The following is a 21,060-nucleotide window of genomic DNA, read 5'->3' on the forward strand; positions in this document are numbered from 1 at the left end:
TTCCCCGCCTCCATTTCCAAAACATACATATTCTTCTATTTTACCACAAAATTTCAAATATCAATCAAAAACAGAACAAACGTACTTTAAAATTTAATCATCTTTACATATTATCGATGTTCAAGTACGAAATCAAGTAATTAAACTAGAACGTACATTCTTTTAGTAAACAGAAAAGAAGGAAAGCAAAGAAAAAAGAACAGAAAAAAAGAAAGAAGAAGGAGTAGGAAAGATTTTATCGTTTTATAAAATCCTTTCCTATAACCAATCTCTTACATTTTTCCCGCCCTACTTATTCGACCTGAAAATCATATACTTGTAATTTTTTTAATGCTTTACTAGATATTCCTTTAAAATTCCTTACTTCAATCTTGCCCTTGAAAAGACTTTGTCCATTTGTTAAGTCAACAATAATGAATTCTTTATTAATCATATTATTCGTAATTGCGTATAGTTTTCCGTCAATGACTTTATAATTTGAAAGGTTATTACCATTAATTTTAGAAGTAAGTACTGGTACACCTTCTACTTTTTTATTTTTAAGGTTATACTTTAAAACCGAAATACCATTTCCACTATTCTTTAAAAAATACAACTCTTCATTCGAAAGTAATTCATAACTTTGCTTCAACTGTTCCTTTTGTTCATTCGATAAATTTAAAGTTTCTTCTTTACCAGTTTCTAAATTAAATACGACCACTTCATTACTAACTTCTTCAGATGTTGTTTCACCATTTGGTAGAACAGTATCCTTTAGTTTTACCTTCTTATAAACATTGTATTTAGAAGGAAGCGTTTGATCCGATTCTGATATTAAATTTTGTATTTCAGTGTGAGTATGTGTCTTTTGGTCATTTGATGATTTATTAATCACTTTACGATCAACAATTTTCTTTTGGTTTATATTAATTCGATACATAACTACTTCAGTCTGGTCGACAATCGTATCTGAATTAGTATTTTTATCGATTGTTTTATTTTGATAAGTAGTTACAACTAAATTTTTACCAATTAATTGTACATCCTCTACACTAATATAAGAGTAGATTTCTTCATCTGGGATATCAATTTTAAATGTATAACGGTCTTTATTATGAAGATCAAGACCATCTATATACATTTTAAAATGATTATTTTTATGCTCATACGTACCACCAAGTTTTCCACCTTTGACCTCGGCGTGCCATGCAAAATCTTTATCGATATAAAATTGAGAAGAAGAAATTTTTCCGCGCATAAAGTTTCTTTCTTTCTTTTTTAAATCATTTAATTTCTTTAAATCATAGTAATCACTATCAAGGTCACTAAGAATTGAATTGTTGTTTTTATATTCACTTCCCCCAGTAGTAATACTTAAGCCTCTACCGCCTTCTTGACCATATCCGGCGCTAATCGTTAAATCTTTAACGTATTTTGAATCTCCATTTTCGGTCTTTAAGTAAAATTTAGGCAACTTGCTTTCTGACATAGCTACTTTCGTAAAAAACGTACCTAAACTGATTGTCGTGACAACGGCTATTACTGCCAAATTACGATATCGCTTCATTCTAAACTCCTCCTTACACCGATACTTTGTTTTTTAATAAATATTTACTAAATAAGATTGAACTTGTAATAATGATTATAAAAAGACCTATTTCCATATAAAGGACTTCACTTGGATAGAATGAGAAATCATTTCCAAAAACATAAGATTGAATAAACTCAGGTATAAGAATTAAAACGACAATCGCCATAGCGTATAAGATCCCAAATAATATACCTTTCCAACGATAACTACGTTCTAAAAGAATGAATGTGAAAAGAGTAAACACTAAGCCCATTCCAATAAGATATCTAAAAATAAAATCCACAAAATTACTTGGTAAAATCATTTGAAAAATATTAGGACCCATAACAAGATCAACTGTATTCATTTTTCCTAACAGTTCACTTGGAATGATTTGTTGAAATACGTTTATTTCAATTGGTAAAAGTACTAGTTGAAAAGCCAGTAAACTCAACACCATAATTAAAATTGTAGTCGCTTTAGCAAAGTAAATTGTCATTCTTGAGGTTGGTAGCATAAATAAACGGTAAATAAATGTGTTTTTTCCGAAATAATCTCTATACCAAATGATAAAAATATAGAACATCATTAAAGCGACACTGATCACAATTGGACCAATAAATAATGCATGATTAGCTACATAGTTAAAGGTAAGTAACCCATTTGAAGAGATAAACTGTTCTGTTGCTTTCATAGAACTTGCATAGTTCGCGTCGTTAGCAGCTTGCATATATTTGGACTTTACTAAAAATAAACTTAAAAACTGCGAAATTGCTACTATAATAAGTAATCCTATATATAATTTAAAAAATCGATTAACTTCAAAGTTAACTAGTTTTAAATATCGATTCACGATTCATACACCTCTCTCATTACATCCATAACTGATTTACCTTCTTCTAATCGAATTTCTTCTGTATAAAACTCTTTTAAAATTTCGCCGTTATCTAATAAAACGACCTTATCAATTAAATGCTCAATATCGCTAATTTCATGCGTTGTTATAATCACGCCTCGATCCTCGATTAAGTGACTCGTAAAAACTTTTGCAATTTGTTCTCTACTAAACATATCGATACCAGAAAAAGGTTCATCCATCAGAACATAATCAACATCTAGTCCTAAACCAAAAAGTAAATTTGCTTTTGCAGCATTCCCTTTTGAAAGCTCTCCTAGTTTCTCGTCTTCCTTTAAACGGAAAAACCCAAGTAATTCTTTTGCACGCTCTGGATTCCAATTTACATAAAAATCCTTCATAAACTGCATTGCTTCTCCAACTGTAAAACTAGGTAGCATTGTAAGTGTATCTGGAATAAACGTGATATTTTCGTACATTGTATGATTCATTTTCTTATCATCTATTAATATTTCACCGCGATCGATTGGCGTAATCCCCATAATTGCCTTCATCGTTGTAGACTTACCAACACCGTTAATACCAATTAAACAAGTGATTTCTCCTTTATTTGCTGTGAAAGAAATATCACGTAAAACATTTTTCCGACCATATTTTTTTGAAACATTTTTAACTTGTATCATTTAAGCCTCTCCTTTCCCTTCTTCTTTTATCTTTTGTTCATAGTTTTGTTTGACCATTGTAAGTAACTCTTCAACCGGAACATTTATTACTTTAATTGAATCGACAAATTCATTTACAGCTTCCATAATCAATTCATTTCGTACACCATTTAACACTTTTATGTCAGTCGTAATCTTACTAGGGAAATTTCGTTCAGTCGTAATCAATCCTTGTTCCTCCATTTCCTTGTATGCTTTTTGTACAGTATTTGGATTTATATTAAATTGAACAGCTAATTCTCTTCTTGATGGTATTTCTTGACCAGCTTCTAATAATCTTTTGGCAATTTGTTGTTTAAAATGCCTAACGACCTGTAGATAAACCGGTTCACGGTTATTTACTATAAATTCCATCAATCCACCTCCTCGTTCTATATACGATTTTTGCAGTATATGTGTGTACTACTTAGTTCATACACTTAAGACATAACGACGTGTATTACTTAAATAATACACCTTATACGTGTACTATACATGTAGTACACCAAAATTGTCAAACACAAAATTTAAAAATACTAGACTAAAGTTGAGCCATTCCAATTAGTCTAGTATTTCTACACGATCCTTAATTTATTTTTTTTCGATCTTTTCGAACAACTAAAAAGTAAAAGAAGACACTCGGCCAAGGGAATTGAATCATTCCTAACAACCCCCATAACCAGGCTGAACGATTTCTCTTTTTAGCGTTTGTAAAAAGTGTGATACTTTGAGTTATTAAAATTATAAAGACTAAAACTAATATGATAATATTTTCTGTTGTCCATTCCACTTTAGATCAACTCACTTTCAATTTTCTTTTTATCTCGTTCAAAAATAATCGGTAATGCAATAAAGCCTATACCTTGAATAATCACTATACTTACTGGTGCCTCTAATGCCATAAGAAGTGCCCCGATGAATAGACTGCATGCTACACAAATAAATACGATTAGTTCTTTAAGAAAAATGGTTTTCTTTTTCACCTGATGTAATTTAATTTTATCGGTAATTGCACTGATTGATGGTTCATATACTTCGGTTATTTCATCAAACTGCTTCAATGCTATAACAATTTCTTCTTTATCCATCTTGCATCAACTCCTTTCTTAATTCCTTCATTCCATTATGAATTCTTGATTTAACAGTCCCTTCTCGAATTCCCATCATATTTCCAATTTCTTCGTTCGTATAGCCGTAGTAATACTTTAATAATATAGCCGTTCGTACTTCGGATTTAAGTTTTTCAAAACCCTCCATAATATCACTCCACTCAAACCCTTTATAGGCTAACTGCCAATTTAAGGAGCGCGATAACTTTTCAGACTCATTTTTTTGCCAAAACCATTCGCGCTTTTTCTTTCTTTGTTGATCTAAATAAAGTCTAGTAGCGATTGTTATTAGCCAAGTTGAAAATTTTGATTGACCATTGTATTTCTTTATATTGTCATAACCTTTCAACATCGTATCCTGTACTAAATCTTCTGCAGTTTGTTGATTTAGGGTCATCTTTAAAACGTATTTATATAAAAAGGAATAATGGATTTGAAAAAGTTTAGCAAATGCATCTTGGTCACCTTGCTGAGCATATTTTATAATTTCTAATTCATCTAAATCCGCCATATCTTCCTCCCTTCTTGCTAATCTATACAATTTTTATTTGGTTTCATTTGTTATACGAATAGGTTCTGCATATCGTTCATTTTTCTTTTAATTTTTTTCAAAAAAAAGTGAAGGGTAAATTCTACTTTACCCTTCACTCTTATAAACTTATTTAGGACGATCAATCGTAAACATTTCCCCAACTTTAGCATAGTCATTCCCTGCTAAACGGCTAACTGCTTTTAAGCCATCTGCATCTATACGCCCATTTTCATAAATTTCATCTTCTATATGAAAATAAACAACCTTGCCTATTAATAAGTCGCAAGCCTCATTATCTTTTCCTAATGGAATTGCCTGTTCTAAAATACATTCCATTCGAATTTTTGACTCTTTCACACCTGGAACTGAAACCATTACGCTATCTACTGGTGTTAAGCCTGCTAATTCAATTTCACTTTCAGTAGGTGCCAATGCAGCTGCCGTTTTATTAATTGCATCAACATTCGATTCATCAACGATATGAACGACGAACTCTTTTTTCTCAATTGCATTTCTAGCTGTATCTTTTTGTTTACCATTTTGTCGCTGAACAGAAACAGAAATCATAGGTGGATTAGCCGTTACGATGTTGAAATAGCTAAATGGTGCACCATTTAAGATGGTCTCATTTGATTCAGTTGTAACAAAAGCAATTGGTCTTGGAATAATTCCACCAATTAAGAACTTATAATTATCACGATCACTTAAATCTGCTGGAGAAAAAGATTTCATCATTATAGCATACTCCTTAAAAGTTATTTTTGTACCAATTAGCTGCTGCTTCAATTTCTGATCTAGTTAAGCTATGCCCCATGTTTTCCCAATGAGTAACGACTTTTGCACCGGCACCGTTTAACAATGATGCTAATTCTTCTGTTTCTTGTGGTAAACAGATTGGATCATTTTTGCCTGCTCCAATGAAGACTGACACATCATTCATATTTGGCAATTCTAAATCACGGATCGGTACCATTGGATGCAATAGCATTGCGCCTTTAAATATATTTTCATAATGGAACAGTAGACTACCAGCAATATTTGCACCGTTTGAATAACCAATTGCGATCATATTATTTGGATCAAATCCATGTTCTACGGAAGCTGATTCAATAAACTCTTTTAATTCTTTCGTACGGAAAACTAAATCTTCCATATCAAATACACCTTCAGCTAATCGCTTAAAAAAACGTGGCATTCCATTTTCACTTACATTTCCTCTTACTGATAATACAGAAGCTTCATCATCGATCATACCTGCAATTGGCAAGAGATCAAGTTCATTCCCACCTGTACCATGTAATAATAAAAATGTCGGCTTAGATGGATTACTTCCTCTATTAAATACGTGTTTCATCGTTATTCTCCTTTCACTTCTCTAACAACAATTGGTTGCAAGTGATTTTCTATTATTTCACGATGTGGTTCCTGCCACTTTGGTAGCATTAACTGTTCTCCTAAATGGTCTATATTCTCATCAATCGTAAATCCTGGTGGATCAGTTGCAATTTCAAATAATATCCCACCATTTTCACGAAAATAAATTGCGTTAAAATAATTACGATCTTTGACTTCAGTAACCCCATAATGATTGTCATATAATTTATGTTGCCATTTTACATGTTCTTCATCATTACTTGCCCTCCATGCAATATGATGGACAGTTCCTACCCCCATAGCTCCTCTTCCTACTGCTGCTAATTCAATATCGATAATATTTCCGATATCACTAGCAGCCTTAAAACGTAAATAGTTACCCTCTTGACCTAAGCATTCTAATTCCATTACGTTTTCCAACAGTTCAGCTGTTTTATTTGGTGCTCCAGAATATAAAACTGCACCACCAAACCCTTTAATTGCTACATCCTTTGTAACACCATTAAATTCCCAAGTATTTTCCTGGCCAGCTTCCCTTTCTACTAATTCAAGCTGTAAGCCATGAAAGTCTTCAAATTGAAGAAAAGTTTCTCCAAATCGACTTACTTTTTTTGTTTGAATTTTAAAAGATGCTAAACGGTTTTCCCAAAATTCCATGGAATTAGCTGGGATTAAGAATGTTGTGATTCCTACTTGTCCACTTCCTACTTTTCCTCTATATGCATTTGCCCAAGGGAAAAAAGTCATGATCGTCCCAGGTTTTGCAGTTTCATCTCCAAAATAAAAGTGATACGTACCAGGATCATCAAAATTAATTGTTTTTTTCACAAAGCGTAAACCTAAAATCCCAGCGTAAAAATCCATATTTTCTTGTGGATCACCAACAATGGCAGTAATATGATGTATGCCTTTCATTTTCTCCATATAACTTCCTCCGTTCTAATTCATTTTTTATTTAATTTCCTTAATAATGTAAGTAATTGTACTTGCTCTTCTTCAGTTAATTTGCTGAATTGAGCTTGTTGAAACTCATCTTGTGAAGGTACGATTTCTTCATACATTTTTTGACCCATCTCTGTTAAAGAGAGATATTTGTTTTTCCATTCTACTTCTCTTTTAATCCACTGAAGCTCTTCCATTTTCTTTATTAGATGAGTCACATTTCCTTTTGTAACAACTAATTTATCGGCTAATTCTTGCTGAGTAAGACGCTTATTTCTCCCCACATGGACAATTACATCAAATTGAGAAGTCGTCAGTCCCCATTTTTTCAATTGATTATTTGATTCTCTAACATTTTTAAGATAAAAACGAGCTAATCGAAACCAAAGTAATACTGCTAAATTTTTTGATTTATTTGCAGAAGCTTCATTATGACTATTTAACATTTTTGCACCTCTTTGATCGATCTTGTTATCAGTTTAATACTAAACTGATAACTTTGCAAGTAGATTGATTAAACTAAATAAAAACCTGTTTTCAAAAATAACATCCCCAAAAAGAAGCACGTTGATCTCCACTTTAGGATGCACTCCTTGTGGCGAATCCTACGTCTCCTCGTCACAATCTACCCTCTTTCACTATTTCTTTCAACAGTCTTAAATTTCCTTTAATTTCCTTCCTTTATTCTTTTTTTAATTAGTGATGATATAATTATGTTTAATTTCACTAACTAGAAAGACAGGTAAAATAGATGAAAAAAAGACTACTGAAAATAAGTGCAAGTATTCTAATTTTGTTTCTTATCCTATATGGATTGTACAAGCTAATGAATGCAAGATCTTTTCAGCTTTTTGGAGGATTAACAAATGAAGTACACACTAACCAAAAAGTAGTTGCTTTAACATTTGATGATGGTCCAACTAAAAATGTTGATGACATTCTACCACTTTTAGATCAATACAATGCAAGGGCTACTTTTTTTCTAATTGGTAATGAAATTGAAAAAAATCCCGAAGAAGCAAAAAAAATTGTAGATGCGGGACAACAGGTTGGAAATCATACATATTCTCATGACAGAATGGTGCTAAAATCACCTTCTTTTATCAAAAATGAAATAGAAAAGACAGATCAACTAATTCGAAAAGCTGGCTATAAAGGGGAAATTGAGTTCCGTCCACCAAATGGGAAAAAACTATTTGGCTTGCCGTATTACATGCATAAACATAACCGAGAAACGATTACATGGAATTTAGAGCCAGATACTTTTTACACTAATCCTCAAGACAAAATAAACTATGTAAAGAACAATATTAAACCAGGATCAATTATTTTAATTCATCCGATGTATGATAAAACTGGTAAAGAATTGGTAACAATTAAAGGGATATTGGATTTATTAACGAAAGATGGATATAAATTTGTGACAGTGAAAGAACTCCAAAAGTTACAAAAAGACAAGTAGCATTTTGCTCCTTGTCTTTTTCGATTGATTAACGATTTTCTTCTAATAGGCTTGGATTAATGGAAAATTTAGTGAATAAACTAAAAACTATAACACCTAAAACAGTGCCAAATGTATTTAATAATAAATCATCAATGTCGCAAGATCGATAATTATATCCAATAAAAAACCCCATTGTTCCTTGAATTATTTCAATCCCTAAACTAACGATAAAACCAACTAATATCGTTTTACTTTTCGTAATCTTCGGATATAAAACTGGCAAAGCAAAACCTAATGGCATAAATAGGACAATATTTCCGCCAACTTGTTTTAGAGCAATTGAAAATGATCCATATTTTATTGAATCTATAACTACTTTAAAAGGGACAAAATTATTTGTATATCCCAGGTGATCCTCAATCATGACATGAATTAGATATTTCTGATAAGGAAATGGGAACAAAGTAAAATCCACGAGGCAAGTAATATAGATTCCAAAGATTATCCAATATAAATATTTTACTAGAGTAATATAACCTTTAAAGAGACTATAACCAAAAAATATAATGATTAAAGTCATGATAAAGATACTAGGATATAAATAATTTAACATTAAAAGATGGCCATCCTTTCAATTTGCAATGCATTAATAACTCAATGTTCCTGAGCCTTTAATTCTTTTTCCATTCATATTTTTCCAAATCTCATAAGTATATGTATGACCTGTTGTAACTGCATCGTCCGTATCAACGTATGGAGAACCCGCAGTTGATTTTTCAAATCCTAATCTAGTTATTAAAACGTTTGAGCCATTCTGTTTTTCATAGACGTGGATAGTAAAATAAGTATCGCCTCCCCAGCTCTCCATATTTACAGTACCGGTCACACTTCCCTTAGTGGATGTATATGTTCCAATCGATAATTGGTGTTCCATATCAAAAGTAAAACTCTTTGTGGCAGCTTGTGCTACTAGTGGGCTAACCATAATTGCGCCAAATGTTAAAAGTGCAATTATTTTTTTACTAATTTTTTGTTTAGTTTCCTTCATAGTATACTTCTCCTTTAAATCTTTTCAGTAAATTTTTTCCATTTTTTTACAATAACAATTTCTTATAGTATATTAGAAACCTTGTTTTTCATATAAGAAAATATAATTATTTTTTTATTTTTTTCCAATAAATACCAGTAAAATTTTACTAGAATAGTAGTTTTAAAAACATATTTTATTAATTCTATATTTCATACCGTCTTTTTTTTAAAAACTTATGTATAGATTAAAAAAAAAAATCCAAATTAATACTGGTACATTTTGAAAACATCTCAAAGGAGACATCTAGATGAAGAAACATTTACTAAAATTCACATCTCTATTTTTATGTTTTGCATTAATTTTAGCCCCTATTAAATCCAGTGCCGAGCAAGTAGATACTCGAGCTCATGGAAGATGCATTAGTAACTCAGCATGTAATTTCAAAGCAGATATGAGAAAGCTTTGGATGGATCATTTAATTTGGACAAGTAAGTATATTGTTAGTGCTGTTGCTGGAATGCCAGATAAGGATGTAGTTCTTGCAAGACTCTTAAGAAATCAACAAGATATTGGAAATGCAATTAAACCATATTATGGTGCTGCCGCTGGAGATCAGCTTGCTAAATTACTTACCGACCACATTGTAATCGCTGGTAAGATTATTGATGCTGCGAAAGCAAATGATATGGCAACTTTAAAAACATTGAACGACACATGGTTTAAAAATGCAGATGATATTGCAGCACTTTTAAGTAAAGTAAATCCAAATTGGACAAATCAAGCTTTAAAAGACTTACTATATACACATTTAAAAATGGTAACAAATGAAGCTGTTACTAGAATAAAAATGGACTGGGACAGCAATGTAAAAGCATTTGATGCTGGTCTTCAACATATGATTCCTATAGCTGATACCATTTCTTCAGGGATTATAAAGCAATTCCCTAATAAATTTAAATCTTAAACAAACGTTTGATTAATTAACAAAAAAGATGAATTTAGCGCTAAACTAAATTCATCTTTTTTCTGCTTATTTTAAATCATGCAATCTTTCCATGACCCGTCTTTTTTTATAAAGCATTCTACCTGCCTCGCCAACATCTTCAATTGCTTGTTTATTTACATATGCACCAAATATTAAGCCAGCAATTGGAACCATTTGAAACAGCTTCTTCCATCCTATGTTGTCACGATATGTATAAAATACTTCTCTCCAACCTTCAATTTGAGAAAAGGCTTTTTTCCCTTCAATATTTGTTAACTCTTCTAATATCGCCTTTTTACCTACTATATCAGCAGATGTAAATTGTAAGCATTTAATAATAAATACTCTCTCCATTTGATCATTTGGATCATAACCATAAGAAATTGCTACTTCTTGAAGTGTCTTTAATGTAAGTCCTAATAAGATTGGGATATCGATCGCAATCGTAAACATTCCACCAAAACCTGTTGTCGCTCCTTGGACCTTTGCAAATTGTTTACGGCTAGCAATAAAATCATTCGAAACACGATCCATTTGCTCTAGACTAAGTTGATTGACCATTTCAATTTCGGTTAGTTCTTCAATAGAAAGCTCCTTACTCATCCTAGTTAGAGTTGAAGGAACACTAACTAAATATTGACCACCAGCATTCACATACTTTGATAATTCATCTAAAATAACGCCTATCTTATCGTGAATGAACTTAGGTGTAATTTTATCCAAGATCATAAATGGAATTCTACCGATTTTCTCCCAAAAAAATACGCTTTTTTGATCTTTTTCCCATTTTTCAATTTCATTAAGCTGCCTTATTAGATACTCTTTCGTTTCCATAAACACTCCTATAATTTTTAATCTAAACATAGTAACTACTAAAACTATAAAGCTTTTTCTAAAAAAAACCAAAAATAAAAAGCGGCGATCTCATAAGCCAGGTTTACTGACAAATTTGCACTACCGTATTTTTTAAGATATTAAGTAGATTTTTCATTTGATATAAATAGAATTTTTCCTTTTTTATCTAATCTTTAACCCTTTATGAGTTACTTAATCTCTTCATCCTGCTTAAATAAAAACAAGGAATCCCATAAAAAGTGGGACACCCTGTTCTAAAGTTTAAAATGATTTAGAGAGCTAACATAAAAGTCTTATTTTTTCAGGATTTCGAACCATATATATACTTCGATAACGCTCTCCTTCTATTTCAAAACAAATTACGGTTGGCTCTTCGCCTTCACTTTTAACAATTAAACCAATTTGATTATTGATCAAAACAATTTCAGTTTCGGATGGAGAGTTAATTTTCTTCCTTACACCAATAAGGAATGCAATAACATTTTTCTGTAGATTGATTGGGCGAAGAGCAGCTTTCGTTTTACCACCGGCGTCTGTAATGAGTACGATTTCTTCCGTTAAAAGTGATATTAGCATATCTAAATTACCTGTTTCCGCAGCTTCAATAAATCGTTTTGCAATTGCTAGCTCTTGATTAAGATTTCGTCTTTCAACTACATCTTTACTTTGGACTTTGCTCTTTAGTCTACTGAATAGTTTACGGCAATTCAATTCGGTCTTGTTTAAAATATTTGCGATTGTACGGAAGTCAAACTGAAAGGCTTCACGTAATACAAATACTGCTCTTTCGGTTGGATTTAACTGTTCAAGTAAAACTAAAAATGCATAGGTTATCGTTTCATCTAAAATCATCTTTTCCATCGGATCATCATTTAAATCTTCAGGTAATTTTTGAATAATCGGTTCTGGAAGCCACGGTCCTATATAAACTTCGCGTTTATTTTTTGAGGATTTTAATAAATCCAAGCAACGATTTGTCATTATTTTACATAAGTATGCTTTTATATTATTCGGCTCTTCTTTTGTAATGGATTGATTCATCTTTTGAACTGTGAGAAAAGTATCCTGTACCAAATCCTCCGAATCCTCAACCGATCCTAGCATACTATACCCGATTGAAAATAAAAGTGGCTTATATTGAGAATATAGATAGTCTACTTCCATGAAGTATCTTCTCCTCTATTTTAAATTAGTTGAAGTTCAAGCTTCTCATTTATGAGTTTAGTAGCATTTTTAACACTCGTTAGTGATGCATTCAATAGAAGTTCTGTCTCCCCTACCCAGTCTCCTGCAACGTAAATGCCTTCCAAGCCAATATCACTATTTGATAAATCATTATCCAGTTTATGGAATGGCTTTTTTATGTCGTTAGAAACTACAAGCTTTGGAAGATATCGTTTGGAAATGACATAGTCTCTCCAACCAGGTTGAAGTAAATCAAGTAAGCCTTCTAGTTCTTCCTCATCTTTTGCTGAATCTGTTTCGTTGACCGAATTTAAATATTTCATTAGATGAACTACAATTTCGCCTTCTTTATTCGATAATTTCGCTACTGTTGAATGATTTGAAAAATACCATGGTTGATCAACACCTAATGCAAAGTTGAGTTTTGGATTTGGTAAACCATTCATGACAAGGTCAAGGCATGCAGCTTTTACTGGAATCATTTGATTACACTTTTGTAAAAATGAATCTGAGATTGGCTCATCTATTAACTTAACTAAATCAATTGGATTAATTGTCGATAACAAACAGCTGGTGTTGATTCTAGTATCATTTTTCAAGATAAGATTTATGTTTGGATAAGAGCCAGTAATTTTAGATACTACTGTACTTTTTTGAATCGTAACACCAAATTGATTAGCCTTTTTAATTAGGTCGTTAACAATTGATTGCCATCCTTCGTTTATATACAATACTTTCGCACTACGAAGCTGACCTATTGCCACTCCGGCACTTATTATTTCAGAATTACTAGTAAATGTAGATACGCGTATAAAGGCTAAAATTATATTCTTTACACGATCACTTGTTATTTTTCTATTTAAATATTCTTCTAAACTAATATGATTTATTTCATCCAAATCCATTTTACGAATATGTCGATAAAATCGAATAAATTCCATTTTTTCTTTCCATTTTAAATGATTACCCAAAAATAAATTAAATGCTTCGATTATTTTCATTTGATTAGATTGATTGCCAAGAATAAAAGAACCACTCAATTTTGGAAGCTTGCCAGAAACAGTAACACCTACTTCGTTTAAAATTTCGCTACAGTTTGTATATAATGCGTGTGCTCCAAGATTTAATTGTGCATCACCAATTGTATTTGAAATACCTCTCCCACCTAATTTAGATGCTTTATCCAATAAAAGTACCTTTTTACCTGCTTGAGCTAAGTAGATCGATGCTGTTAACCCAGCAATTCCACCACCTAATATAGTAACATCCCATTTTGGATGACCATCTATTTGATTTAAATTCATAATATTATCTCTCCCTTTCCTTTTCTTCACTAATTAAGACGAATGAAATACAAAAAATGTGACATATAGTAGAGCAGGACAAAGAAAAATAATTTTTTTTAGGCTTCGGACGGGCTTATTTCACTTCTGTCGAATAGTCATAAACAGAATCACATAAAATTACTTTGACAGATAGAGTAATAATTGTTAATATTACTCTATCAGATAGAATAATGTTATAGAAGGTGAATTATGGTTAGAAGTGACATCATACGAGGACATCTTGACTCCATCATATTAAAACTCATTTCTGAGAAAGACCGCTATGGATATGAGATTTCTCAAGAAATTGGATTACGGACAGACAATCGGTTTCAAATAAAAGAAGCAACATTATACGCTGTATTTCAGCGCTTAGAAAAAAAGGAATTAGTGGAAGCTTATTTTGGCGATATTACACATGGTGGAAAAAGAAAATATTACAAAATAACTTCTTTAGGCAGAGCATATTTAAGTGAATTGGTAAAAGAATGGCAAGAAGTAAAAGAAATTATTAATCTATTCATGGAGGAGAAATAATGAAAAAAATTAGAAATCATATTGAAGAACTATTTAAAGATGTTCCTAAAACTGAACAATCAGAAATTGTTAAACAAGAGATTATTCAGAACTTAGAAGAAAAAGTCATGTTTTTAATGGAAAATGGTAAGGAAGAAGAAGATGCTATAAACAAAGCAATTGTAGAATTTGGGGACATTGAAGAATTAAAGAGAGAACTTGGTGTTAAAAAACCAGATAGCAAGAAAGCAAATTTTGCAAAACTAAATTTATCCTATTCAATTTGGGGAAGTGGCTTACTAATTGCTTTCTTCTTATTTATTAATTTTTACTACACTCCGAAGACTATATGGTTTGTGTACCCAACGTTTGGTCTATTATGGTGGCCACTTTCAATGTATTTCTACTGGCAACGTAAAAAGTGAGGTGAAGAAGGATGAAAAATTATATCGGTTTTGCAACTGCAGGCTGTATTATGACGATGGTCTTTTTTATGCTCGTTAATTTTATTACATCTCCTAGCACGATTTGGTTCATATACCCATGTTTTTTCATTTTATTTTGGCCAATAAGTTTATATTTCATTGGAAAAAGATCGATGAATCAATTCTCACTCTTTAGTAGTATCGTACTCCTAGCTTTCTTGTTAACGGAGAATTTACTTCACTCACCTGATTATCTTTGGTTTTTCTATGCTGCCTTTCCAATTATTAGTTGGCCAATTCTCCTGTATTTAGGTAAGAATGCTAGAACATTACAGATTGCACTCCTTGGCAGTATCATTACGATCGCGTACTATGGGTATTTAAATTTTATCGCTTCTCCAGATTATCCTTGGGTCATTTATCCGTCATTTGCAATTATTTGGTGGCCATTATCCATTTATCATACGAATAGAAAATCGTTTGTAGCATTTTCGTTTACAGCTAGCATACTAATTAGTCTTTTCTTTATCATTGTAAATACCATTTCAACCCCAGATACAATTTGGGCTGTATATCCAATTTTTGCAGTTATTTGGTGGCCTCTAAGTATGTATTTTTATGGTTATAAAAAGAAACAAATATAGGTAATAATTTGTGGACTTCAAACTATGGGTCCATTTTATTTTTTATAAATAAGAAAAGCGATTCTCATAAAGAATCGCTTTTTTCAGAGTGTTGAAATATAAAATCGTCAATAGGAAACGGACTTTAAGTGAACATTTAATAATGATAAAATTAATATTTTTTGAATGATCCTTTAATGGTTATAAATGTTAATATGTTTGAGCAATTTCATTATTTCAATAACAATAGAAATGATTTTTTTAGACGTTAAAAATATTATAAGCTTTTTTTAGAAAACAAATTCGATTGTTTAGTTTAATAAATGTTCAATATTAATTGATCTACAATCTGATTAAAGTTAGATTTCTCTAAGGAAAGGCTATTTGATTAGGGTTTATCGCAGACATTTTTTGATAAATAAGTTGATTGGAATGGAGGGATGCTCGACTCCTATGGGATAAGCGGGAAGGCTGAGACCCCGCAGGCTTGCCGAGGAGGCTAAAGAATCTCGCCCCATGGAAAGCGAGCATCCTGTAATGGGAATCAACATCACTCTGCTCCTTTTACGAAAATTTGATAACCTAATTGACAAGGTAGTTTTACAACAGCATGAGCAAAGCGATTCTCAAAACGAATCGCTTTTTTGTTTAGACACAAATTCCCGAAAACTTGATTTTCAGACTGAAACTTATTCTGCTTCAGAAACTAAAGTAAATCGTTCATTAATATGCTGTGGATTTTCAATCTCGTCTAATAATGCAATAGCATAGTCAGCATAACTTACGTAGCTATTACCTTTTTTATTAACAATAAAATTGTCTTTTCCTTTTTGATAAGCCCCAGTACGTTTACCATTCGGATCAAAAAATGCCGCTGGACTAATAAATGTCCATTTAATATCAGTTGTTTTTTGTAAGTCGTGAAGACCTTTTGTCATCTTTGATGCAGTAGCATAATATTCTTTTGGAAATTCAGGTGTGTCAACTAATTGAATCGTTTTTTCCTCATCAACATATAAGCTTCCAGCTCCACCAACTACGATTAATCTAGTATTGTTAACACCTTTTAAAGCATTTATTAAAACATTCCCAGCTTCTATATAAAGATGCTCTTGACCTTCAGCTGCTTTAAATGCATTTACAACAACATCAAATTGCTTTAAGTCAGCTGAATTTAAATCTAATAAATCCTTTTCCAATACTGATACTTCTTTATTTGTTAATTTAGAAGCATTTCTTACGATTGCTGTTACTTCATGTCCTCTTTCTACTGCTTCTTTTAAAATAAGGTTTCCTGCTTTTCCTGTTGCTCCAATAATACCAATTTTCATCTTTTTTCTTCCTCCTTAAATTTTTTTAAGTTGTTTTGAATCAGTCATAACTAAAATAGTTACAACTAGGTCAAAAAAATATAATATAGATGTAACAAAAATAGTTACATCACTTACAAAAAAAATTGAATGATATTATCCAATTTTTTTACTTAATACTGTCACTAATTCTTCCATAGTAACTTCATCCAGTATTTTTTCCATTGCTTCTTGTGCTCGATTTAAGATCAGTTCTAGCACTGCTTGAATATTTGCACCGACTGGACAATTCGGATTCGGTTTCTCATGAAATTGAAAAAGTTCTCCTTCTTCTACAACTTCAACTGCTTTATAAACATCTAAGAGAGTAATTTCATTTAAAGGCTTATGAAGTGTAGCTCCACCGGTTCCTCGACGGACTTGAATTAAGCCAGCATTCTTAAGTTTTCCCATTACTCTTCTAATTACGACCGGATTTGTATTTACACTTTCTGCAATCCATTCGGATGTACAAAGCGCACTATTCTCAATCGTGACCAAAGATAAAATATGAACAGCAACGGTAAAACGACTACTGATTTTCATAAGATTCAACCTCCGATGTAACTATTATAGTTACAACAATTATTAATTGTCAATATTATTTATTTTACACAAACTTAAAGGAAAGAAACTACTAGTATTAGCTTCTTTCTTTACTTAATAAATGACACAATTCCTAAAACAACAATCATTAAACCAGCCATTTTATTTACTAATCCTAAGTGAGTTGTAATTTTGTTTCGAAACAGACTAACTACACTACTTAAAATAAGCCACCAAGAAATCGCTCCTATAAAAACACCTAAAATTAGTGAAAATGCTGAGCCTATTGATGTAGACCTTTGGTCAAAACCTAGTCCTGCAAACATTGCTACAAAGTTTAAAATAGTTACAGGATTTGTGATCATAAGTAAAAATGAAGAGAGAAACATGCTAACCATGCCTTCACCTTCCAAATTTGAAGCAGTTTTAACAGGTCTTTTTAGGAAGGTTTTAATTCCTAAATAAAATAAAAATATTGCACCTACAATTCGAAGAACAAATTCCTGCTCAATTAAAAATGATGAAACAATAGAAAAACTAAATGCGGCAATACTAGCGTAAAATAAGTTAGCTGAAGATGCCCCTAATCCTGTCATTATACCAGCTGTTTTTCCTCTAGATATAATTCTTTGTATGCACAATAAGCCAATTGGGCCTACAGGTGCAGAAACTGATAAACCTAAAATAAAACTTTTTACTAATAACATGTAAATACCCTCTTACACTTACTTCACATTAATCCATATAAAGCTATACCACCAAAAATAATAATAATAATACCTGATAAACGGTTAATTAATGTTAAGGATCGATCGTTAATTTGAGTTCTAATTAGTCCCACACCACTGCTTAATATTACCCACCACAAACTTGAACCACAAAAAACACCTAATACTAAAATAATGGAAGAAACAATATTGCTATTTGAATTCGAGATTCCTAATCCCGCAAAAATGGCGATAAAAGATAAAATCGTCATTGGGTTTGTTAGTGTTAAAAATAAGACTGATAAAAACGCATTAATTATATTTTTCTTCTGCGTATCAGATTGAGTGTAACTAGCTTTTGAAATAAGTGTTTTTACACCTAAATAACAAAGGAAGAAACCACCGATTAACTGAATCCAAAAATGCTGACCAACCAAAAAATTCATAATGACAGTTAATCCAAAGCCTGCAACTAAACCATAAATACCATCAGCAGTAGCAGCCCCTAGACCAGAAACTAAACCAACCATTCTTCCATACGCTAGAGTTCTGCGGATACATAGTACTCCAATTGGACCAACAGGTGCAGCAATTGATAGTCCAATTATTAATCCTTTAATATAAAACTCAAGATTCATGTTGTCCTCCCTACTCTATAGAAAATTTATGTTTTTGTAATGGCAGTCGAAAGGTTTCTTTCGTTGAATCCATTACAATTGTTGTTTTAGTTCTAATTACGCCCTTTAACCCTTTTATTTCATGGCTAATTACTCGATCTAAGTCTTTTGTATTTCTACTTCTAATTTTTAGTAAATAATCATCTTCACCCGCTATATGGTGACATTCCTGCACTTCCTCTAATTGATTAACAAGCTCTAAAAAAGGAGCTCGATTTTCAGGTCGCTCAAGCGAGACAGCTACAAACGCTGTTAATTCACTTCCAACTTTTTCTGCATCAACTAGCACACCAAATCCTCTAATCACCCCTTGTTCAACTAATCGGTTAACACGGTCAGCAGTAGCTGGAGCTGACAAGCCAACTTCACTAGCTAGATCCGCCCACTTTATTCTAGAATTATCCATTAAATGATTAATAATTTTCAAATCATAAGAATCCATTTTAAAATACCTTCTTTTTATAAGTTTTGTTTAATTTTACTTTTTTTATGAAGGTAAATCAATATACATATAAAAATCATTCTAATTATTAGATTTTAATAAACATATTTATTTACTGGTCCTAATAAGATGAAAAAGGAAGACAATCTTTATTGAAAGGGGCGGCATTTTATGAAAAGAGACCCGTTTGAATATCGAAAAAGATTAAGAGAAAGAGAAAGAGAAAGAGAGTCTAATGAAGAAGTAGAAAAAGTATCAAACGAAGAGGCAGAAGAAAAACAGAAAGAAGAAAGACCTCAAACACATGTACATGAATTTGTAGCTAGTACTAAATTAGCAGAAGAAGATGACGATCGACATAATCATCGTTTTGCTGGAGTGACAAGTGAAGTCATTCCAAAAGGAAGACACAGTCATATACACCGAATTGTAGTAAATACAGATTTTCTAGATCATCATCACGAAGTTATTATTGAAACTGGCCCCCCAATACCTGTGGGAAATGGTAAGCATGTTCACTTTGTTAAAGGAATGACAACGATCAATGATGATCATGAACACGATCTTGAATTCGCAACATTAATTGATAGACCATTAGTATAAATTGATTTTAAATTGCTTTTTATGTATATTTTGTTAAATATAATATACATAAATTTTAATTCTTAATAAATTAGGGACCTTCAAAAGAGGGTCCTTTTGTCAAATATCAGCAAAAATACCACTTTATCAACGAAGATCAGAACTCTATTAATAAAAATCCACTTATTGTTCGCATTTTTAATATAGAACACGTTATATAATCAATACGTTGAGAGGACCTTGCATAGAAGGTCCTCTCAACTTGTACTTTTTATTTACAGCTAAAATGCAATCCTAAGTATTCCGCAATCCTTCAGTATTCATTAACACAATTCTCCATCCATCCGGGTCTTCAAATGTAATACTTTTTCCGAGCCAATAAGGATTCTCAGGTTCAACATCGATATAACCCATATGATTTAATCGGTTTTTGACAAGATCTATTTCTGTTTTTTCAGGTATATAAAAAACTAAAAGATTATCCTTTGTTGGGGCAGGACATGGGCTTCCATCAATATGTTGAGTAAATTCTAAATGGTACTCAACATTAGGTAATCCAAACATGATACCATCGTACCCGTCGTGATTTTGAAAACCACCCACACGTTTTAAGCCTAGCCCTTCTCCATAGAACTTACTTATTTCTGCTAATTGGTTTGTAGGTCTTGCAATTCTAAACTGAACCCAGTTTTTCATTGTCATCACCGTATCCTTTAATAGTTTGATGTTTCAAATTCTTCATTTAGCTTTTTTGATATTTGTGCATAGAGCTTCAATTCTTGAAATAAGCTATCTACTGAATAAGATGTATTTTCTTCTAACGCAGTACCTTCCGATATAAAGTCTGATGGATCAATGACAACTTGTTTCGATAAAACATTTGCATATAATGCTCTTAAAACAATTCTCATATTGTTAAGTGCATTAATTCCACCCTTTCCTCCACCGGCTACAGCCAATATTGCAACTGGCTTATCTTTAAAATGCTTACTACCTAAAAAATCAAAAGCATTTTTTAATGCTCCGCTCATTCCACCATGATATTCTGGTGTTGCAATGATCATAGCATCAGCATTTTCTAGCTGTGACCTTAGTTTTTGGATAGTAGCATTTTCATTTTGCTCCTCTTGACCATTATAAATTGGTAATACCAGTTCACTTAAATCAATTGTTTTTATATTGTATTTTTTCGAGATGATTGTAGTTAATTTACCTGTACGACCTTCTTTTCTTGGACTACCATTAATCATGATAATATTCATATTTTCCACTCCTTTAATTCGTACCTTTAGTATAGTCAATTTAT

General features: G+C 31.8%; 28 protein-coding genes. 6 read left to right on the forward strand and 22 right to left on the reverse strand.

Going from position 1 to position 21,060, the window contains the following annotated elements; all coding sequences use genetic code 11:
- Nucleotides 1-292: 292 nt before the first annotated feature.
- The 10 genes from MY490_RS20245 to MY490_RS20290 form a co-directional block, all read right to left on the reverse strand.
- The gene (locus MY490_RS20245; protein ID WP_248267256.1) at nucleotides 293-1,546 is read right to left on the reverse strand and encodes a hypothetical protein; all 1,254 of its coding nucleotides are present in this window, start codon (nucleotides 1,544-1,546) and stop codon (nucleotides 293-295) included.
- 13 nt (nucleotides 1,547-1,559) lie between these two features.
- Entirely contained in the window at nucleotides 1,560-2,402 is an 843-nt protein-coding gene (locus MY490_RS20250) for a hypothetical protein (RefSeq protein WP_248267257.1), read from the reverse strand.
- Nucleotides 2,399-3,088, reverse strand: a complete 690-nt coding sequence (locus MY490_RS20255) for an ABC transporter ATP-binding protein (protein ID WP_056469792.1) — start codon at nucleotides 3,086-3,088, stop codon at nucleotides 2,399-2,401. Before MY490_RS20255 ends, MY490_RS20250 begins: the two co-directional genes overlap by 4 nt.
- Nucleotides 3,089-3,481, reverse strand: a complete 393-nt coding sequence (locus MY490_RS20260; RefSeq protein WP_025568295.1) for a GntR family transcriptional regulator — start codon at nucleotides 3,479-3,481, stop codon at nucleotides 3,089-3,091. It lies immediately after the preceding gene.
- Between the two features lie 416 nt (nucleotides 3,482-3,897).
- Nucleotides 3,898-4,194 carry a DUF5345 family protein gene (locus MY490_RS20265; protein ID WP_248267258.1) on the reverse strand — a complete coding sequence of 99 codons (297 nt, stop codon included), beginning with the start codon at nucleotides 4,192-4,194 and terminating at the stop codon, nucleotides 3,898-3,900.
- Nucleotides 4,187-4,726 carry an RNA polymerase sigma factor SigY gene (gene sigY, locus MY490_RS20270; protein WP_248267259.1) on the reverse strand — a complete coding sequence of 180 codons (540 nt, stop codon included), beginning with the start codon at nucleotides 4,724-4,726 and terminating at the stop codon, nucleotides 4,187-4,189. Before sigY ends, MY490_RS20265 begins: the two co-directional genes overlap by 8 nt.
- A gap of 147 nt (nucleotides 4,727-4,873) precedes the next feature.
- Nucleotides 4,874-5,479: a flavin reductase family protein gene (locus MY490_RS20275; RefSeq protein WP_248269442.1), complete on the reverse strand. Its 606-nt coding sequence runs from the start codon at nucleotides 5,477-5,479 to the stop codon at nucleotides 4,874-4,876.
- Between the two features lie 16 nt (nucleotides 5,480-5,495).
- Nucleotides 5,496-6,101 (reverse strand): alpha/beta hydrolase, encoded by a 606-nt coding sequence (locus MY490_RS20280; RefSeq protein WP_248267260.1) that lies wholly within the window; start codon nucleotides 6,099-6,101, stop codon nucleotides 5,496-5,498.
- Between the two features lie 2 nt (nucleotides 6,102-6,103).
- The gene (locus MY490_RS20285; RefSeq protein WP_248267261.1) at nucleotides 6,104-7,045 is read right to left on the reverse strand and encodes a ring-cleaving dioxygenase; all 942 of its coding nucleotides are present in this window, start codon (nucleotides 7,043-7,045) and stop codon (nucleotides 6,104-6,106) included.
- A gap of 20 nt (nucleotides 7,046-7,065) precedes the next feature.
- Nucleotides 7,066-7,509 (reverse strand): MarR family winged helix-turn-helix transcriptional regulator, encoded by a 444-nt coding sequence (locus MY490_RS20290; RefSeq protein WP_248267262.1) that lies wholly within the window; start codon nucleotides 7,507-7,509, stop codon nucleotides 7,066-7,068.
- Between the two features lie 305 nt (nucleotides 7,510-7,814).
- On the opposite strand from MY490_RS20290, the gene MY490_RS20295 reads away from it, so the two are divergent.
- Nucleotides 7,815-8,525, forward strand: a complete 711-nt coding sequence (locus tag MY490_RS20295; RefSeq protein ID WP_248267263.1) for a polysaccharide deacetylase family protein — start codon at nucleotides 7,815-7,817, stop codon at nucleotides 8,523-8,525.
- A 28-nt stretch (nucleotides 8,526-8,553) separates the two neighbouring features.
- Here MY490_RS20295 and MY490_RS20300 read toward each other — a convergent pair whose 3' ends face one another.
- Together MY490_RS20300 and MY490_RS20305 are read right to left on the reverse strand one after the other, a co-directional pair.
- Nucleotides 8,554-9,120, reverse strand: coding sequence for a VanZ family protein (locus tag MY490_RS20300; protein ID WP_248267264.1), 567 nt, complete (start codon nucleotides 9,118-9,120; stop codon nucleotides 8,554-8,556).
- A gap of 33 nt (nucleotides 9,121-9,153) precedes the next feature.
- Nucleotides 9,154-9,555 (reverse strand): hypothetical protein, encoded by a 402-nt coding sequence (locus MY490_RS20305; RefSeq protein WP_248267265.1) that lies wholly within the window; start codon nucleotides 9,553-9,555, stop codon nucleotides 9,154-9,156.
- 289 nt (nucleotides 9,556-9,844) lie between these two features.
- On the opposite strand from MY490_RS20305, the gene MY490_RS20310 reads away from it, so the two are divergent.
- Nucleotides 9,845-10,501: a glycosyltransferase gene (locus MY490_RS20310; protein WP_248267266.1), complete on the forward strand. Its 657-nt coding sequence runs from the start codon at nucleotides 9,845-9,847 to the stop codon at nucleotides 10,499-10,501.
- 66 nt (nucleotides 10,502-10,567) lie between these two features.
- Here the strand turns inward: MY490_RS20310 and MY490_RS20315 are convergent, their stop codons facing one another.
- From MY490_RS20315 to MY490_RS20325, 3 genes are all read right to left on the reverse strand, one after another.
- The gene (locus tag MY490_RS20315) at nucleotides 10,568-11,356 is read right to left on the reverse strand and encodes an EcsC family protein (RefSeq protein ID WP_248267267.1); all 789 of its coding nucleotides are present in this window, start codon (nucleotides 11,354-11,356) and stop codon (nucleotides 10,568-10,570) included.
- A gap of 300 nt (nucleotides 11,357-11,656) precedes the next feature.
- Nucleotides 11,657-12,541: an RNA polymerase sigma factor SigJ gene (gene sigJ / locus MY490_RS20320; protein ID WP_248267268.1), complete on the reverse strand. Its 885-nt coding sequence runs from the start codon at nucleotides 12,539-12,541 to the stop codon at nucleotides 11,657-11,659.
- Nucleotides 12,542-12,561: 20 nt separating this feature from the next.
- Nucleotides 12,562-13,866 carry an FAD-dependent oxidoreductase gene (locus tag MY490_RS20325; RefSeq protein ID WP_248267269.1) on the reverse strand — a complete coding sequence of 435 codons (1,305 nt, stop codon included), beginning with the start codon at nucleotides 13,864-13,866 and terminating at the stop codon, nucleotides 12,562-12,564.
- Nucleotides 13,867-14,097: 231 nt separating this feature from the next.
- Between MY490_RS20325 and MY490_RS20330 the strand changes: the two genes are divergently transcribed.
- From MY490_RS20330 to MY490_RS20340, 3 genes are read left to right on the forward strand one after another with little or no spacing between them, the layout of a single operon-like run.
- The gene (locus MY490_RS20330) at nucleotides 14,098-14,424 is read left to right on the forward strand and encodes a PadR family transcriptional regulator (RefSeq protein WP_248267270.1); all 327 of its coding nucleotides are present in this window, start codon (nucleotides 14,098-14,100) and stop codon (nucleotides 14,422-14,424) included.
- Nucleotides 14,424-14,828 carry a permease prefix domain 1-containing protein gene (locus tag MY490_RS20335; protein ID WP_098428501.1) on the forward strand — a complete coding sequence of 135 codons (405 nt, stop codon included), beginning with the start codon at nucleotides 14,424-14,426 and terminating at the stop codon, nucleotides 14,826-14,828. Before MY490_RS20330 ends, MY490_RS20335 begins: the two co-directional genes overlap by 1 nt.
- 11 nt (nucleotides 14,829-14,839) lie before the next feature.
- The gene (locus tag MY490_RS20340; protein WP_248267271.1) at nucleotides 14,840-15,472 is read left to right on the forward strand and encodes a hypothetical protein; all 633 of its coding nucleotides are present in this window, start codon (nucleotides 14,840-14,842) and stop codon (nucleotides 15,470-15,472) included.
- Nucleotides 15,473-16,140: 668 nt separating this feature from the next.
- On the opposite strand, the gene MY490_RS20345 is transcribed toward MY490_RS20340, so the two are convergent.
- From MY490_RS20345 to MY490_RS20365, 5 genes are all read right to left on the reverse strand, one after another.
- A complete protein-coding gene (locus MY490_RS20345) occupies nucleotides 16,141-16,782 on the reverse strand; it encodes an NAD(P)-dependent oxidoreductase (RefSeq protein ID WP_248267272.1) in 642 nt (213 codons plus the stop codon).
- A gap of 135 nt (nucleotides 16,783-16,917) precedes the next feature.
- Entirely contained in the window at nucleotides 16,918-17,346 is a 429-nt protein-coding gene (locus tag MY490_RS20350) for an Rrf2 family transcriptional regulator (RefSeq protein ID WP_248267273.1), read from the reverse strand.
- Between the two features lie 110 nt (nucleotides 17,347-17,456).
- Complete coding sequence (locus MY490_RS20355) at nucleotides 17,457-18,053, reverse strand: LysE family translocator (protein WP_248267274.1); 597 nt, start codon at nucleotides 18,051-18,053, stop codon at nucleotides 17,457-17,459.
- A gap of 23 nt (nucleotides 18,054-18,076) precedes the next feature.
- Nucleotides 18,077-18,691 (reverse strand): LysE family translocator, encoded by a 615-nt coding sequence (locus MY490_RS20360; protein WP_248267275.1) that lies wholly within the window; start codon nucleotides 18,689-18,691, stop codon nucleotides 18,077-18,079.
- A 10-nt stretch (nucleotides 18,692-18,701) separates the two neighbouring features.
- Nucleotides 18,702-19,172 (reverse strand): Lrp/AsnC family transcriptional regulator, encoded by a 471-nt coding sequence (locus MY490_RS20365; RefSeq protein ID WP_248267276.1) that lies wholly within the window; start codon nucleotides 19,170-19,172, stop codon nucleotides 18,702-18,704.
- 171 nt (nucleotides 19,173-19,343) lie between these two features.
- On the opposite strand from MY490_RS20365, the gene MY490_RS20370 reads away from it, so the two are divergent.
- Entirely contained in the window at nucleotides 19,344-19,775 is a 432-nt protein-coding gene (locus MY490_RS20370) for a YmaF family protein (RefSeq protein ID WP_248267277.1), read from the forward strand.
- Nucleotides 19,776-20,048: 273 nt separating this feature from the next.
- Here the strand turns inward: MY490_RS20370 and MY490_RS20375 are convergent, their stop codons facing one another.
- Together MY490_RS20375 and MY490_RS20380 are read right to left on the reverse strand one after the other, a co-directional pair.
- Entirely contained in the window at nucleotides 20,049-20,450 is a 402-nt protein-coding gene (locus MY490_RS20375; RefSeq protein WP_248267278.1) for a VOC family protein, read from the reverse strand.
- Between the two features lie 17 nt (nucleotides 20,451-20,467).
- Nucleotides 20,468-21,016, reverse strand: a complete 549-nt coding sequence (locus MY490_RS20380; RefSeq protein WP_248267279.1) for an NADPH-dependent FMN reductase — start codon at nucleotides 21,014-21,016, stop codon at nucleotides 20,468-20,470.
- Nucleotides 21,017-21,060: the final 44 nt, after the last annotated feature.

The organism is Gottfriedia acidiceleris (assembly GCF_023115465.1).
In the GTDB taxonomy this organism is placed as follows: Bacteria; Bacillota; Bacilli; order Bacillales; family Bacillaceae_G; genus Gottfriedia; species Gottfriedia acidiceleris_B.